Source organism: Paenibacillus sp. FSL R7-0273, assembly GCF_000758625.1.
Lineage (GTDB): Bacteria > Bacillota > Bacilli > Paenibacillales > Paenibacillaceae > Paenibacillus_AQ.
Window position 1 is genome coordinate 6,851,018 of the sequence record NZ_CP009283.1, and the last position, 16,740, is coordinate 6,867,757.

Consider the following 16,740-nt stretch of genomic DNA (forward strand, 5'->3'; position numbering starts at 1 on the left):
ATATTAGATCAACCTGGAGCAATAATTCAAATGTCCGCAGGCATGACAGATAAATACAAGCTTTATGATGAACAAAAAAACTGCCGGGGCCCCATTGTCTGAGGTCCGGCAGTCTTCAGGCCAGAATCTATAGTTATCATCCCTGCTTCGCGGCAGCGGGATAGGCTGCAGGAGCCGGCAGGTCTTCTTCCACTTCCTGTCCATGCAGGCGCACGCTCATCGCAAGGCCGATGCTTGCCATATTAATCATAAGTGAGGTGCCCCCGAAGCTGATGAACGGCAGTGTAATCCCGGTGAGCGGCATAAGCCCGATGAAGGCGCCGATATTCTCAAAGACCTGGTACAGAATCATCGCTACAATCCCGACAATCAGGAACGGCCCCCCCCGGTCCTTGGACTCCAGCGCTATGAGAATCATCCGGTGAATCAGGATGAAATACAGCAGCAGCAGCAGCGCAGAGCCGACAAATCCGAACTCTTCGGCAATCTGCACAAAGATGGAGTCGGAATAGGTGTACGGCACACGGTCAGTCTGCACCGAGCTGCCGTTCATATAGCCCTCCCCGCTCATACCGCCCGAGGCAATCGCCAGCTTGGCATTTTTGGTGTGGTAGCTGGCTTTGGCAGTCGCTTTTTCGGGAACCAGCCAAGGGTCAAACCGTTCTACCCAGTGCGAGCGGCCGATATCTGTCATAAACGTCTTCAGCTCATCATGATAGTGGATATAGCTCATGATTCCGGCGATGGCTCCGCCAATAACAATCGCCACCGCTATAAGCGCATGTGAAAACTTGATGTTACCAATCCACAGCAGACCGGCCAGAATCACAATATAGGACAGGGCATTCCCAAGATCGTTCTGGCTGATGACAATCACGAAGGGAAGCAGGGTGAGCAGCGTCAGCGGTACGATATCCTTCCAGAACAGCAGTTTGTTCTTATTCTTGCGGACGAGCACCGCCGCCAGAAACAGAATCAGAATCAGCTTAAAAAGCTCTGCCGGCTGCAGGCTCAGCCCGCCGATGCTCAGCCAGCCCTGCGCACCGTTCTGCGTTTTGCCGATGAAGCTGACCAGCACCAGAATGCCGATCCCTGTTATATAAATATATAGCGCATATTTGATTATCAGCCGGTAATCAAGAAAGGTCAGCCCCAGGAAGGCCACCAGGCCCAGCACATAAAACCGGATCATCTTCATATGCATCCCGTCCAGGCCGTCTCTTCCATGGGTTACACTGTATATTGAGAAAATACTGATAACCATCAGCATTAATAGAACAACTACGATAACGCCGTCAATCTTCTTGATCTTCTGAAGCATATTCTGTCTCCTTACTCGTTACTTGAGCTTCCGGATCTCTTCTTGCCCGGAAATCCGCTGATTATATTGTAAAGGAAGGGGCAGCAAAAATACAATTTCACCGCCGGCTGTTCGTCTAACAGCGCGGCGGTGATAGGCAAAGCTCCCGCCTGCTGGCGGGAATGGCATCTCGGCTGGTGATACGGCATCGCTGCCGGCCGGATCATTCCGGCGCTGAGCTTTGTGCGCAGCTCACGCAGGGGCACTTAGCGCGCGATGCCCAGCACGTGGCGGGGAATACCCGCGAGATCGTCGACAGTGACGATCTCGGTCCAGTGGCCCGCCGCGCGCAGCAGCGCGGCCACCTCGCCGACCTGTCCCTGGCCGAGCTCAAAGCCGACCAGGCGCGGGGCTGCCGGCAGCAGAGGCAGCTGCTCCATCATGCGGCGGTACGGGTCCAGCCCGTCGCCGCCGCCGTCCAGTGCAGTGCGCGGCTCATGGTCGCGCACCTCGCGCTGCAGCCCGGCGATGTCACCGCCGGGGATGTACGGCGGGTTGGAGACGAGGATATCCGTCTCCATCCCCGCAAACGGCTCGAGCAGATCGCCGAGCCGCAGGTCCACAGCCGCGCCATGCCGCAAGGCATTGCGCGCGGCCACGGCCAGGGCGCCGGGCGAGATGTCGCCGGCTGAGACCCGCCACGCCGGCGCTTCGGCCGCCAGCGTGACGGAGATGGCTCCGCTGCCGGCGCCGATGTCGACGGCGGCCAGCGGCCTTGCGCCGCGCGCGCCGCCGGCGGACGGGACGAGCCCGTCCGGCCACAGCTCCGCGCCGTACTTGAGGATGGCCTCGACGAGCAGCTCCGTCTCCGGCCGCGGGATCAGCACGTCCGGCGACACCTCGAACGCCCGTCCGTAAAACTCCTGCTCGCCGATGATATACTGCACCGGCTCACCGGCCGCCCGCCTGCTGACCGCGGCTTCCCACGCATCCTTAAGCGCCGCCGGAAAAGGATCAGCCAGCGCCATATAATAAGCGGCTCCGCTTACGCCCAGCACATGCTCCAGCAGCAGCTGGCTGCTGCGCTGCGGCTCGTTGCACCCGCTTTTGTCCAAAAAAGAAGAAGCCTCCGCAAAGGCTTCCCGGATGCTTTGCACATGAGGCATGACATATAAGCCGTGTTTCAAAGCATTATTCTCCTTTTTCCATCAATTCCGCCTGCTCAGCAATCGACAGCGCCGAAATGATGTCTGTAATTTCCCCGTTCATGACCTGCTCCAGACGGTGCAGGGTCAGGCCGATCCGGTGATCGGTTACCCGGCTCTGCGGGAAATTGTAAGTGCGGATCCGCTCACTGCGGTCGCCAGTACCAACCTTGCTCTTACGTTCCCCGGCATACTTTGCTTCCTCTTCCTGCCGTTTCACATCGGAGATCCGGGCACGCAGTACCTGCAGCGCCTTCTCTTTGTTGGAGTTCTGCGATTTGCCGTCCTGACAGGTAGCTACGATACCGGTAGGAATATGGGTTACGCGCACAGCAGATTTAGTCGTATTAACGGACTGTCCGCCTGCTCCGCTGGAGCAGAACGTATCAACGCGGATGTCTTTATCATGAATCTCAATTTCAAAATCTTCCGCTTCCGGCATTACCGCTACCGTTGAAGTGGAGGTGTGAATCCGTCCGCCGGATTCTGTGGCCGGAATACGTTGTACCCGGTGTGCGCCGCTCTCGTATTTCATCTTGCTGTACGCACCGCGGCCGTTAATCAGGAAGATAACTTCCTTGAAGCCGCCAAGGTCATTCGAGTTCACATCCATCAGCTCAACGCGCCAGCCTTGGGCATCGGCATAACGGGTGTACATCCGGTACAGGTCAGAGGCGAACAATGCCGCTTCATCCCCGCCGGCCGCGCCGCGGATTTCGACGATTACGTTCTTGTCGTCATTCGGATCCTTAGGCAGCAGCAGAATGCGGATTTTCTCCTCAAGCTCGGTCTGGCGCGAGGACAGGTCCTCGATCTCCATTTTGACCATTTCCTTCATTTCATCATCAAGCTTCTCGGCCTGCATCATCTTAGCGGCTTCAAGCTCTTCCATTACATTTTTATATTCAGCATAAGCCTCATAAGCAGGCTGCAGATCAGATTGTTCTTTGGAATAGTCCCTCAGTTTCTTACTGTCGTTTGCAACATCCGGGTCACAAAGCAGTTCACTGAGTTTCTCATAGCGGTCCGCCAATGATTGCAATCGGTCCAACAACAAGGGAATTCACCTCTCCTGATTCAATATATTTCGCTCAAACACTTCAAATTGCAGATTACATTAACAATAGATATACGACTTTATATTATAGCATCGTTCTTGCCGGTTGGCTACAGCGAAGCGTGCTTAATAAGCATATCTTTGCAAATAAATTTCCGGCCGCCCTATAGTATGCAGAGCCTATTGTAATTTAATCCGGCAGCACCTGTAAAAAAAGAAGCCATTTCACCAGCGGATACCCGCCGCAAAAATGGCCTCTCAGTCTTCAAGCGCTAACAGCCGCTCAGCTTACACATTGAAACGGAAATGCATTACATCGCCGTCCTGAACCAGATATTCCTTACCTTCCAGGCGCAGCTGTCCGCGTTCCTTGGCACCGTTCATGGAGCCTGCAGCCAGAAGGTCGCTGTATGCCACAACCTCGGCACGGATAAAGCCGCGTTCGAAGTCGGTATGAATAACACCGGCAGCGCCCGGCGCCTTGGTTCCCTTGCGGATCGTCCACGCACGGACTTCCTGTACACCGGCAGTGAAGTAAGTGTACAGTCCAAGCAGCTTGTAAGCCGCTTTGATCAGGCGGTTCAGACCGGATTCCTGCAGGCCCAGCTCTTCGAGGAACATTTCTTTGTCTTCGCCTTCCAGCTCGGCAATTTCAGCCTCAACCTTGGCACTGATCGGCACTACTTCAGCATTCTCAGCAGCTGCAAATTCACGGACCTGCTTAACGTACGGATTCTCCTCAGCAGTTGCCACTTCATCCTCGCCCACGTTAGCTGCGTACAGCACCGGCTTCAGGGTCAGCAGGTGCAGATCGCGCACGATCAGCCGCTCGTCATCCGACAGCTCCAGGCTGCGCGCTGGTTTGTCTTCGTACAAAGCTTCCTTCACACGCTCAAGCACTTCAACCTCCTGGGCGTATTTCTTGTCGCCGCCCTTGATGTTTTTGCGGGAACGCTCAATGCGCTTCTCCACGCTCTCAAGGTCAGCCAGAATCAGCTCCAGGTTAATCGTCTGAATGTCGCTGATCGGATTAACCTTGCCGTCTACGTGGGTTACATTCTCATCCACAAAGCAGCGTACAACATGCACGATCGCATCCACTTCACGGATGTGGGCGAGGAACTTGTTGCCCAGGCCTTCGCCCTTGCTCGCACCGCGCACCAGTCCGGCAATATCAACAAATTCAAAGGCAGTCGGAACCGTCTTGTTCGGCTGCACCAGCTCAGTCAGCTTGTCGAGACGCTCGTCCGGCACTTCCACGACGCCGACATTCGGGTCAATGGTGCAAAAAGGATAGTTGGCGGATTCCGCACCCGCTTGTGTAATTGCGTTAAACAATGTAGATTTACCAACGTTTGGCAATCCAACGATACCAGCTTTCAAAGCCATTTATATGACAACTCCTATTTTCGGTTGTATTGATCCACCGTATCATTACCGACCTGTGATCTAAACCATTATATATTAGAACAAAACCGCCAGCAACAGCGGATGTCCGGGGGGGTGTGTCTGAAAAAAGGCGGGGCACGCTCATAATCCGCATCAGCCGCTTCAAAGGTATGTGCACGGGGCGGTGTACGATTTTCATGGAGGGTATGCCTTTTTCATCTACATTCCCTAATTAATTCCTTTCCAGCTCCAGAATCTTCAGGATCGCCGGCTGCTCCAAAAGCGGCCTGGATCGGTCAGGGTCGACCTCTATATCAGGCACTGTTTTCATTTCTTCGTTGCAGCTTCCGTCAGGCATCAGGCCCATCTCCAGTGAAAAGCTGAACACAGCCTTGCTGTTCGGCATGACGGCGATAACAGGATCGATCCCCAGCCCGTCGCCTCCCGTACGTTCACCTGCAAGTGTAGCAATTCCGGTGCTTTTGGCCAGAGCCGCCAGCCCTTCAGAAGCAGAGAACACCTCATGATCCACCAGCAGATACAGCTTCCCCTGAAAGCCCCGGCCGCGCGGATTAATCTGCATGGATAATTTCTGATAGGTTTCAAACATAGTCAGGCTTTCAGGCGGCAATAGAGGCAGATGTTCCTCCGCCAGCTCAGCAATTGGACGCATACCTGTAGCAAGCCCGCGTGCCTCCAGAAAAGGCTGGGCATAGCTCCCGCCTCTATAAAGCGTATACGTATCATAGCGGACAGGTTCGGTTATTAAAAGCGGTACAAGTACATCCTGCCAATAGGCAGAGTTGCCGCCTAAATTTCCGCGGATATCCAGAATTAGCGTCTTATAATCCTGAACCTCCGCCAAAAATTTGCTGATTACAGGGATGTCTTGACTTAAATGTTCAGAAGAGAAACTATGGATAGCCAGATACGCTGTTTGTCCTGCTTCAATAATCCGCTGCAGTACATTCTCCTGCGCCCTGCTGTCTGTAGCTGAATTCAATGCGCTTTTATTGCCTGCTCCTGTCGGCTTAGCCGGTTTATGCGGCTCCGCACTCGGAGAACGGCCATATCGCTTCAGCACTTCAGGCTGATATAGCAGTTTGGACCAGGGATCTTGTGCTATCGGACTAGTATACAGCGAATCAAGATAATAATCGTACGTTCCACTTCCGTATAATATCGTATGTTTATTATGCAGTTCCCTAAGCACATCATCAATGTTGCGCAAAAACTCCAGGTCTGTCCCAGCCGCAATAACCCGTTTCTTATACTTCTCTTTATTGGCCAGCCAGTCGGTTCCGGTAAGCCGCCTGTTCACTTCAAAGAACGGATAATTCTGCTCCATGATAGCCCACATATATTCAAAATCTTCGGCTCTTTGCTCCTGCGTCAGCTTAGAACCCGGACTGCTGCATCCTGCCAGACTCAGGAGAATTACGGCGGCTGCCAGCAGCAGTGTTATTTTGCTCCTCAATACAATCCCTCATTTGGTCTCTGATATAAACTAATCAAATAGTAAATTACCATTTATACTATATAAAGGATTTATATCACATTAAATTAACTGATATTCAAGCACTGCAGTTCTGCTGATATACTGGTAATCCTATTTTTTCTAGTAACACTTCCGCCTTTAACGGACCCAAATGCGCTTATCACCATCCAAACTCCAGGTAGCGTTGCCCTAACGGACTCCAGCGGCCTTATATGTTGAAATTTACCTAAACAACAGCTGCCTGGAGGATAATAAGAACAATACGGTCCGTTAGCCTGACGAAATGTCCTTTTCCGGATAAATAAAGGCTTTCCTGTCCGTTAGAGGTACCGGGCTCCTCTCCAGGCTTCCGCACAGCAAAAAAGACCCCAAAGGAGCCTTCCATACTTTTGCAATATTAGCTTAGCTTCCGTTACAGCTTCTTGGACATCGTAATATCCGTAATCCCGTAGCCCATCTTCTGGTACAGCTTAAAGGCACGATCATTGTCACCGAAGACATGCAGGCCGATCCGCGTGACGTCCATGGAGCGTGCCTCCTCGTCCAGCAGTGTCAGCGCCATGCTCCCGTATCCGTTCCGCTGGAACGGCTCGAAGATGTAAAAGTCATAGATAAAGGCCTCCTTGCCCTGGCGGCCCTCAACCACGTTGAACCAGATGTAGCCGGCCTGGGCGTGGCTGTCGTTCTCGACAATAGAATATAAGTAAGCACCTTCGGTGTACAGGCCCTGCGGCAGATAGCGGCTCATCTCGGCCTGCGACAGCTGCATCGCGCTGTCCTGCTCCCAGGCGCCGATTCTAATTTTGTCCTCCGCGTAATCGCGGGTTGACTGCTTCAGAAAAAATTGAAAGGTCGGTTCATCCATCCGGACCAGCTTGATCATGTGTTCAGCACTTCCTTTATACTTCAGTCTTTATTAACGCTTGAGCAGGCGGGGCGTTCCCCGCAGTGCAGACAAATCAGCTGCGCCGATGCCGAACATGGCAATCCGCAGCTCCAGCTCCACCTGGGCGAGCGCCCGGTCGAGCGCCTCCTCGGATTCCACTGCCGGCCCGAGCAGGCTGCGGCCGAAGCCGGCCAGATCGGCGCCGAGCGCGAGCGCTTTGGCGGCGTCCACGCCATGCTTCAGGCCGCCGCTGCCGATCAGCGCGCCGGCCGGAGCCGCGGCCCGCACCCCGCGGATGGAGTCGGCCGTCGGAATGCCCCAGTCGGCGAAGGCCTCTGCTGCGGCCCGCCGCACAGGGTCGGTGCTGCGGAATTTCTCCACCTGGCTCCAGGAGGTGCCGCCTGCCCCGGCCACGTCGATGAAGGCTACGCCGGCATTGTACAGCCTGAGCGCTGTATCACCGTCGATGCCCCAGCCGACCTCCTTGATGCCGACCGGTACCGGCAGCGCCCGGCATACCTTTTCGATTTGGGTAAGCAGGGAAGCAAAGCCGGTATTGCCCTCCGGCTGAAACACCTCCTGCAGCCCGTTCAGATGCAGCACAAGCCAGTCAGCCCCGGCGATCTCAACAGCCCGTCGGCACTCCTCCACGCCGAACCCGTAGGATAGCTGAACTGCCCCGATATTGGCGATGATTGGAATGTCCGGCGCAAGCTCACGCACCCGGAACGTCTCAGCCAGCTCTGCACGCTCAACGGCCGCCCGGACCGAGCCGACGCCGAGCGCCCAGCCCCGCCGTCCGGCAACCTCAGCCAGCCTGGCATTAATCGCGCCTGTCGCCTTGCTGCCTCCGGTCATGGAGCTGATCAGCAGCGGTGTCTGCAGCTCACGCCCCAGAAAGACCGTGCGCAGCGAGAGGTCATCGAAATTCAGCTCAGGCAGCGCATTATGCAGAAACCGGTAATCCTCCAGCCCGGTCGTAATCCCGCTGCCGCCTACCGCCTCATTCAGACAGAGCCGCACATGCTCCAGCTTGCGTTCGCCTGTTGTGGAGGAAGGCAGCAGGGACTTCCCCCCGGCAGCGCCTGGCAGCTGCGGGTCCCCGCCTGCTTCAGCCGATGAGGATTGTGTAGTCTTGTACGGCAAATGTTCCATGCTGTCCCCTCCCTTTGCTTCTAATTTGTATATATCCGCAAAATGCCGGACCGGCCGGCATCTCTCATGCCAAGAGCACGCTTCATTATAGCATCGCTGCCCTGCAAATGACAGAAACGCAGGCAGCTGCTAGCCCCCGCCTGCAATATGCTCGCCTACAAGCCTCCCGGACAGGGATACGACCGGCGTCCCTCCACCGGGATGCGTGGTTCCGCCCACATACCACAGCCCTTGAATATCCCTGGAACGGTTAGCCGGACGGAAGAAGGTCTGGCGTACCGAATTCGAGGAGATGCCATATATCGCTCCCCGGTGGGCGAGGGTGTCGGCGGCGAGGTTCTGCGGGGTATACCGCTGAAGCACCTCTGCCTGCTCAAGCCCCGCGAGCCCGAAGCCTTTAAGTGTCTCAGTAATCCGCTGCCCGTATACCTCCGTCTCACTGGCCCAGTCGCAGCCGCTGTCCAGATAGGGGGCGTTGGCCAGAATAAACAGATTGCTGCCGTCCGCCGGGGCCATGCCGGGCTCAGAGTAACCGGAGTAGCATACATACACTGCCGGATTTTGCGGAGGGCGTATTTTGCCAAAAATATCGGTGAACTCAGGCTCATATTGCTCCGGAAAAAACACCGTATGATGTGATAGCTGCTCATATTTTCGCCTCACGCCGGCAAGCGTCACCAGACCGGACAGCGAAGGTTCATAGCCCGCAATTCTGCGGTCGCTCATCGTCCGCCGGGCCGATTCCGGCAGCAGCATACGGCTGACGCTCAGCACATCCCCGCCGGCAATGACAGTCTGCGCCGGATAGAAGCCGCGCGAGGTCTCCACCCCTTCGGCTTTCCCGCCGGCCGTGGCAATGCCTGTAACCTCCGTCCCGGTAACGATCTCGACGCCAAGCCGCCGGGCCAGCGCTACCAGCCCTTCCACCAGCTTATAGGTACCGCCTTTAACACCGTATACGCCAAGCTTCGCCTCTACATGACCGAGCATCGCAAAGATAGCCGGAGACTGGTAAGGGGAGGATCCGACGTAGGTGGCATAACGCCCCAGCATCGCAAGTGTATTGGGATGTCTGAAATAGCGCTGAAGCAGTGACTGCAGCGTTAGAAACGGCCGGACCCTCAGCAGGTCCCGTACCAGCGGCAGGGACAGCTTATCTTTCCAGGAGAGCAGCAGCCGGTTGAGGAACTGCTTTTCACTCAGCCTGTACAGCAGTTCAGCTTCGGCCATGAATTCCCTGTAGCGGTCAGCGTCATGAGGAGAGTAGGCTGCAATCTGTTCACGCATAAATGCCGTGTCCCCTGATAAGTCGACCGTATGCCCGTCTGCAAAAATATTCCGTGTCCGCGGCTCCAGCTCATACAGCTCGACGTACTCCTCCATCTCAGCCCCGGCAAGCTCGTAGAGCGAGCGGAATACATGCGGCATGGTTATAGTGCTCGGGCCCCTGTCAAAGGTATACCCTTGCTCCGTAACCCGCTGCAGCTTGCCGCCGGGCTGTGCCTGCCGCTCCAGCACGGTCACCTTCCAGCCCTTTGCCGCCAGCGTGACTGCACAGGACAGGCTGCCGAAGCCGGCACCGATAATAACCGCCTGCTTGTTCAACGGTAACGCCTCCCTTTCCATTCATAGCCCTGGCCGGATACACTGCCGCGCCAGGATGCGGCTGCAATGGCAATCAGGCTTATCATACTTGCCGGCAGCAGCAGGCAGAACCAGAAGGGCTGCCTGCCTGCCCGGTCTGCCGTTCTTTTTACGGCGGCTCCTCCGGCCACGGCGGCGGCCGCCCAGAGCAGAGCTGCCGCCTCCCCGGTGATCAGCGCCCAAAGCGCAGCCATTACCGGGAATATGTACAGAAGCGCATAGAACAGGAGTACACCCAGCAGCAGCACCGGCTTGCGTCCGAGGCCGGCGTAAATATTTTTGCGGTAGCCCTTCCAGACCTCGGGGGCATTATGATACATCCGCATTTCTGTATGCCCTGTAATATCGGCCAGGGTCACCGGATCACCGGCCAGCTTGACCGCCCTCGCCAGCGCCATATCATCCACCAGCTGGCTGCGGATGGCGCTGTGCCCGCCGCAGCGGACGTAGCTGTCCCGGTGGATAAGCATGAAGCCGCCGTGGGCGGCCGCAAACCGCGGATCCCTTGAGCGGCGGACAAGCGGAATTGGCAGATGGCAGATGATGGTGAACACCATCAGCGGTACGGCCAGGCGCTCCAGCCAGGAGCCGGTCTGCTGCCGCGGAAAGCCGGTAATCAGGCCGCTGCCCTGCGCCGCCGCTGAGGTTAATGCTGCTTCAAGCGCCTGCGGCTGCAGGCGGATATCAGCATCCAGGAAGAGCAGCCATTCCCCTTCGGCTGCTTCTGCCAGCTGAGCGCAGGCATGGCATTTGCCTGCCCAGCCCTCCGGCAGCTCAGCACCTGCAAGCACCCTCGTCCGTGAGCCTCCGGCGGCTGCGGCAAGCTCTGCAGTCCCGTCGGCTGATCGGTCATCCAGCACGATAATCTCGGTTTGGCGTCCAGCTGTGCTGCAGGCAAGCACAGTTTCCAGGCAGGCGCTTATATTCCCCGCCTCATCACGCGCCGGAATCAGCACGGATAAGGCGGGGCGCTGTGAAGACGCAGATTCCGCCAAATTTTTATCGGGGTCTGCAGCTGAGGGAGCGGACAGAAGCTTTCTGTAATCTACTTCCTTTAGACCTGCCGTTTCCTTGCTATGCGGTGCACCGAGCACCGGGAGCCGTGACGCATTCCATACGGCAAACGCCAGCTGCAGCAGAACCATAAATGTAATTCCTTGCAGTACGGCAATCATCGGCTTCCCCTCCGCCAGGCGTCAAATCGTTCATGAACCGATCCGCCGGTTTTGATCAGCGGTGTGAAGCAGGAGGGCATATGTCCCTTATGCTCCAGAATCAGCTGGCGGTGCCGGTCCAGCTGCTCCTGCAGGCAGGAGGACAGTAGCGCTGAAATACCGCCTCTGTCCAGCTCCTTCCACGGCTGCAGCAACGGTTCACCTGCCAGCAGAGTGGCCTCCGGCTTGGGATGGAAGAACAGGCCGTGATACAGGGTCACAGGTACAACCGCCGCATCCGGACACAGGCGCAGCACAACTGCAGCCCCTTCCTTAAGCTGCAGCGGGCGGTGTTCAAGCGGCAGAAGCTCCCCCTCAGGATACATCCATACGCTGCCGCCTTCACCAAGCAGCCTGGCTGTATACCGCAGCGAGGCACGAACATCCGCCGGCTCCTCGCGGTTAATGGAATAAGCGCCCAAACGGCGGAAAAATTGAAATTTGCGCAGCTGCGCCTCCTCCATCATGAAATACTGCCTGCGGCGGGTCAGCCTTCGGGCTGCATGATAGGCCAGCAGACCGTCCCACCAGGAGCTGTGATTCATGATGTACAGCACTGGCCTGCCCCCGGCTGAAGCAGGCTGCAGCTCACCTGATAACCCGATAAAGCGGAAGTGCCTGTGCAGCAGATAAAGGGTATTATAGCGGCTGAACAGCGCATCAAAGCTTCGGGATTTGGCCGCTTCGAGCATAGCGCAGGCTCCCTTCTGCCAGAGCTGCCCCAATACCGGCAATGATTATGCATAGCGGAAGCCCTTCACGCAGGCCGACAAGACCGAACATAAGAATTACCGCCTGATATAGCCTGGTGCCGCGCCGCACTGCCCTTCCGGTTAAGCGGACAGGAGGGATAAGGAGCGACAGCAGCGAGCCGGCAATCAGCCAGCCGATGAAGTTGCTCACCGGTACCCCGTAGAAGCCGCCTCCGTCCCCCCAGCTCCAGAAGCCCCGCGCATGGGCAACAGGATCAAGCACCAGGTCCAGCAAAACGGTCCAGAAGCCGACCTGCACCGCCCGCAGCACCATAAGCCGCCAGCCGGACTGGCCGAAGTCACGGGCCAGCAGAACGGCATTGCCGACTACTGCAATCCAGGCGAAGCCCAGAGTGGCCGGCACACCGTACAGCAGCGGACCGAGGATATCAGAGTATCCGTAACTGCCGAACAGATGACCGGTATGAACGCCATACCATTCCACAGCCATTCCGCCGGTCCAGATTAATACAGCAGAAAGGAGGAAACGGACAGGATCAGGCTGCGCCGAAAAAATGACTGACCGGTCGGCCACAAAGGGGCGTTCATATCCCTTGACGATTAGCTCTCCGGCATAAACAGCATAAAACACCAGGAAAAGTCCATTTGAAAACTGCAGGCCCTGCGGCACAGTGAAAAAGATAAGCAGCAGTGCGCCGATTGCATACCAGATCCAGAATACCGTCCTGATCATCTACAGTACCGCAGCCTTCGCGGTTCTGCCGCCCAGTCTTGAGGCATAACGTGCCGCTGTACGGCCCAGCATCCGCAGCTTGGCTTCATCGCTGACATACGCCCTGTTGCGGAATACATCGTACCCGGCTTCAGCCACCGAATCCAGGATAGCCGCATAAAATGCCGCCGCCAGCTCTACCGCCAGACCGCTCTCAGGCGGATAGGTCTCCACATGGGCGAGCCCCTTTTCGAACCAGCCCAGCGCTTCCCGGCGGAGGTCTTCGATCACGTTCACGAAGCGCTGGTCGACGATCCCCGACTCCAGCTCCTCCTGGGTGTATCCGTGCTTCTGCATAAGCGCAAGCGGTACATAACGCCTGCCCCGCCGCAGATCTTCGCCTACATCGCGGATAATATTGACAATCTGCATACCGATACCCAGTGCAATGCCTGCCGCCTGCACACCCTCATCCGAATCATCGCGCAGAACCGGAAGCAGCATCTCGCCGACAGTGCCGGCTACCAGGTAACAGTAGCTTTCCAGCTCTTCCATCGTCTCGTAATGGGTGAACGTCAAATCCCCCAGCTGGCCCTGCATCTGCAGCAGGAACGGTTCCCTTGTCAGCTTCGGGAAGCTGGCGAACAGCCAGCGCAGCGCCGGCCAGATAAAGTGGCCTTCCGCTTCATCAAGCCGCTTAAAGTTCCGGCGCAGCTCATGTATGGTGTATGGCGACTTTTCGGGCTCATCCACACTGTCGTCAATAATCCGGCAGAAGGCGTAGATGACATGCACCGCTTCCCGGCGCGGGCTAGGCAGCCCGGCAAACGCCTTATGAAAGGAGGTAGAGCCCTTCTTCATCAGTTCCTCACAGTCACGCATAATGCTCTCATTTATCATTGTTTCATCTCCTTCATAAGTTCATGGACAGCCATCCTTGCTCCTTGCATAACAATCGGCACACCGCCGCCGGGATGAACGGAGGCGCCGGCAGCATAAAGACCTTTAATCGGGTAAGGCCGGGGCTGTGGCCGGAATACACCCAGCTGGCTGAGCACCGGAGCAATGCCGAAGCTGCCGCCGCCGTACAAGCCATCCTTCTGCGCATCCGCAGGGGTACGGATTGTCTTCCACCGCAGACTGGCCTTCAGGCCCGGAAAGCCTCTCTGCTCCGCATCATCCAGGACACGCTGCGCCAAAGGCTCTGCAATGGCCTCCCAGTCGAGCCCCGGATCAGCAGGCACGGGAATCAGGAAGTAAAGAGCACTTTCCCCCGGCGGGGCCGCACTGTCGTCAAGCGCCGCCGGATTAAATACATAATAGGAGGGCAGCTCTGAAACTCTGTCCTGGTCAAACAACTCACGCAGGTTGTCATTCAGGCTGTCAGGCAGGAAAAACTGATGCGTCTGCGATTCCGGCCAGCGCCGGTCAGCGCCGGCATAGATCAGCACACAACCTGAGGAGGGCTTATACCGGCCGCGCTTGATCCGGCCTCTTGCACCGGAGCTGACCTTCACTGCCCCGTTTCCCGGGTCTGTACTCCCGGCGAACAGCTCAGCCGGCAGCAGCCCCTCCAGCTGCGGGAACTCACCGTTGTAGAGCACAGCATCATATGAATGCTTAACCCCGCCGGCTGTAAGTCCGGTGCACCGTCCATCTTCAACGGTCAGGGTCTCGACCTCTGTGCCGGTATGAATCTCAACCCCGCGGCTGAGCAGCTCGCGGGAGAGGATCTGCGGGAGCTTCCCGTAGCCGCCCTTCAGCATCCAGATGCCGAACGCGCTCTCCGCATACGGCAGCATCGTGTATATGCCCGGGGTGCGGAACGGGGCTCCGCCGATATACAGGCTCTGCAGGGAAAAGGCATCCCGCAGCTCCTCGCTGCGGAAATAGCTGCCGACCGCCGACCGCAGGCTGCGGTAGGCACGCAGACGGCTCATCAGCCGCAGATTCGCCGGACTGAAGAACTCACGCCGCCGGTGGAACGGCTGCTCCAGGAAGGAGGCCTTGCCCCGGGGGAACAGTCCGGCCATATCGCCCATAAACCGGAGGAAGCCGCTGCCCTCTCCGGGAAATTCACGTTCAATCTCCGCTGCCTGCTCCTCCAGGCCCGCCACCTTGGTCAGCACACGCCCGCTCCGGAAGTGAATCCGGCAGAGCGGATCGCAGCGCAGCAGCTCAAGGCTGCCTGGCGGAAGCCCGCCTTCCTCCAGAATGCCGTTCAGCATCTCCGGCAGCAGAACAATGGTCGGCCCCTGGTCAATCCGGTACGGCCCCTCCTCTTCAAAGGCGACCCGCCCGCCGACCTTGCCCGCACGCTCATAGATAACAACCTGCTGCCCTTGGCGGCTTAGCAGCAGCGCCGCGGTCAGCCCGCCGATGCCGCCGCCGACGATAGCCACGCGACTCACAGCGGCACCCCGCTGCCCGCTGCGCCCGCTACGGCAACCGACCGGCTGCGGGCAGCCTGGTCATGCTCCTCAAGCAGGCGCGCGCTGATCTTCGCCGACTCAAAGATCGTCGGCAGTCCGCTGCCCGGATGCGTTCCGCCGCCGACCAGCCAGATGCCGGACACCTCCTGGAAGGTATTGTGCGGACGCAGATACATCATCTGGCCAAGGTTATGGGCCAGGTTGAAGGTTGCACCGTTATAGACATCCAGATTGTCCCTCCAGTCCAGCGGCGAGAAGAATTTGCTCTCCTCCACCCGGGAAGACAGGCCGGCGAGCTGCGGGATACGCTCCAGCCGCTCCAGCATCTGCGCCCGGACAGCCGGTCCCTCCTGCCGCCAGTCAATACCGGCCTGCAGATTGGGAACAGGCATCAGCACATACAGGGAGGATTTGCCGGCCGGAGCCAGGGTAGAGTCAATAACCGAAGGATTGTGTATATAAATGGACGGGTCAGCCGACAGGACGCCCTGCCGTGTAATTTCATCAACATTACGGCGGTAATCGCCCGAGAAATGAACAGAATGATGCCCCAGGTCAATGCTGCCGTCCACCCCGAGATACAGCATCGCGGTAGAGCAGGAATAACGCTTGCGCGCCATCTTGACCGGTGTATATTTTTTGAGCAGACCCGGCTCGAACAGCTGGGTTACTGCTGTCCCGAAGTCAGCTCCGAGCACAACGTAATCGGCGTGCACCTTTTCCCCGTCCTCCAGCAGCAGGCCGGAGGCTTGACGGTTATTAACCAGTATCCGCTTCACTCCACTTGAAGTATGGATCCGCCCGCCATGCTCCTTAATAACATCCGCCATAGCCTCCAGCACCTTATTAATACCGCCTTCAGGATGATACAGGCCGTAACGGTGCTCCAGGTAGGACAGAATCGTGAACGTGCCGGGACATTCCCAGGGCGACATCCCGAGGTATTTGGCCTGAAAGGTGAAGGCGTAACGCAGCCGTTCATCGTCAAAATACTTCGACAGCCGGTTGTACACCGTATCGGTCGCATGCAGCTTAGGCAGCGCGTGCAGCACATCTCTTTTTATGTAATCTGCAGGTGACTGAAAGGGGCGCTGCAGCAGCGGCATAACCCTGGTAAACTTATCGTCCTCATCAGCCATAAACCGGCGGTAACCGGCCCCGTTCCCCGGAAACAGCCGTTCAATCTCCGCTGCGGTCTGCTCCTGGTCGGTAGACGGCCGGAACACGGTCTCTCCGAAGTGCAGGGAATACAGCGGGTTCAGCTCCTTCATGGACACATAGCTGTGCAGGGAGCGTCCCGCCATCGTAAACAGCTCCTCCAGCAGATGCGGCATCATCAGAAAGGTGGCCCCGCGGTCAAAACGGTATTCACCCAGCCGCAGCTCGCCCGATCTTCCGCCGACCGTATCCTGCTTCTCAAAGACCTCTACCTCATAGCCCTTTGCGGCCAGAAGCATGGCGGCAGCCAGACCTCCCGGGCCGGCACCGACCACCGCAACCTTTGCGGCGCTTTTTCCAGTCATCAGTCCCACTCC

The 16,740-nt window shown here is 57.4% G+C and carries 14 protein-coding genes; all 14 read right to left on the reverse strand.

Translation table 11 applies throughout. From position 1 onward, the window contains the following. Positions 1-136 precede the first annotated feature (136 nt). The 14 genes from R70723_RS29495 to R70723_RS29565 all read right to left on the reverse strand — a co-directional run bounded on the left by R70723_RS29495 (position 137) and on the right by R70723_RS29565 (position 16,728). Positions 137-1,321, reverse strand: a complete 1,185-nt coding sequence (locus R70723_RS29495) for an FtsW/RodA/SpoVE family cell cycle protein (RefSeq protein ID WP_039877648.1) — start codon at positions 1,319-1,321, stop codon at positions 137-139. A gap of 245 nt (positions 1,322-1,566) precedes the next feature. Next, the gene (prmC, locus tag R70723_RS29505) at positions 1,567-2,466 is read right to left on the reverse strand and encodes a peptide chain release factor N(5)-glutamine methyltransferase (protein ID WP_144027078.1); all 900 of its coding nucleotides are present in this window, start codon (positions 2,464-2,466) and stop codon (positions 1,567-1,569) included. 25 nt (positions 2,467-2,491) lie between these two features. Then, a complete protein-coding gene (prfA, locus tag R70723_RS29510) occupies positions 2,492-3,559 on the reverse strand; it encodes a peptide chain release factor 1 (protein ID WP_039879432.1) in 1,068 nt (355 codons plus the stop codon). Positions 3,560-3,850: 291 nt separating this feature from the next. Beyond that, positions 3,851-4,951, reverse strand: coding sequence for a redox-regulated ATPase YchF (ychF, locus tag R70723_RS29515; protein WP_039877652.1), 1,101 nt, complete (start codon positions 4,949-4,951; stop codon positions 3,851-3,853). 232 nt (positions 4,952-5,183) lie between these two features. Continuing rightward, positions 5,184-6,428, reverse strand: coding sequence for a S41 family peptidase (locus R70723_RS29520; protein ID WP_039877653.1), 1,245 nt, complete (start codon positions 6,426-6,428; stop codon positions 5,184-5,186). Between the two features lie 433 nt (positions 6,429-6,861). After that, a complete protein-coding gene (locus R70723_RS29525; RefSeq protein WP_039877655.1) occupies positions 6,862-7,332 on the reverse strand; it encodes a GNAT family N-acetyltransferase in 471 nt (156 codons plus the stop codon). 33 nt (positions 7,333-7,365) lie between these two features. Next, complete coding sequence (gene fni / locus R70723_RS29530; RefSeq protein WP_081957520.1) at positions 7,366-8,490, reverse strand: type 2 isopentenyl-diphosphate Delta-isomerase; 1,125 nt, start codon at positions 8,488-8,490, stop codon at positions 7,366-7,368. 129 nt (positions 8,491-8,619) lie between these two features. After that, entirely contained in the window at positions 8,620-10,116 is a 1,497-nt protein-coding gene (locus tag R70723_RS29535; RefSeq protein ID WP_039877656.1) for a phytoene desaturase family protein, read from the reverse strand. Beyond that, the gene (locus R70723_RS29540) at positions 10,092-11,309 is read right to left on the reverse strand and encodes a glycosyltransferase family 2 protein (protein WP_039877657.1); all 1,218 of its coding nucleotides are present in this window, start codon (positions 11,307-11,309) and stop codon (positions 10,092-10,094) included. Before R70723_RS29540 ends, R70723_RS29535 begins: the two co-directional genes overlap by 25 nt. Further along, a complete protein-coding gene (locus R70723_RS29545; protein ID WP_039877658.1) occupies positions 11,306-12,040 on the reverse strand; it encodes a lysophospholipid acyltransferase family protein in 735 nt (244 codons plus the stop codon). Before R70723_RS29545 ends, R70723_RS29540 begins: the two co-directional genes overlap by 4 nt. Continuing rightward, the gene (locus R70723_RS29550) at positions 12,009-12,794 is read right to left on the reverse strand and encodes a carotenoid biosynthesis protein (protein WP_039877659.1); all 786 of its coding nucleotides are present in this window, start codon (positions 12,792-12,794) and stop codon (positions 12,009-12,011) included. The genes R70723_RS29545 and R70723_RS29550 overlap by 32 nt, the downstream gene beginning before the upstream one ends. Next, on the reverse strand, positions 12,795-13,673 hold the full coding sequence (locus R70723_RS29555; protein WP_039877661.1) for a phytoene/squalene synthase family protein: 879 nt from the start codon (positions 13,671-13,673) through the stop codon (positions 12,795-12,797). It abuts the gene before it with no gap. Further along, entirely contained in the window at positions 13,670-15,184 is a 1,515-nt protein-coding gene (locus R70723_RS29560) for a phytoene desaturase family protein (protein ID WP_039877662.1), read from the reverse strand. The genes R70723_RS29555 and R70723_RS29560 overlap by 4 nt, the downstream gene beginning before the upstream one ends. Continuing rightward, positions 15,181-16,728: a phytoene desaturase family protein gene (locus R70723_RS29565; protein ID WP_039877663.1), complete on the reverse strand. Its 1,548-nt coding sequence runs from the start codon at positions 16,726-16,728 to the stop codon at positions 15,181-15,183. Before R70723_RS29565 ends, R70723_RS29560 begins: the two co-directional genes overlap by 4 nt. Between the last annotated feature and the right edge of the window lie 12 nt (positions 16,729-16,740).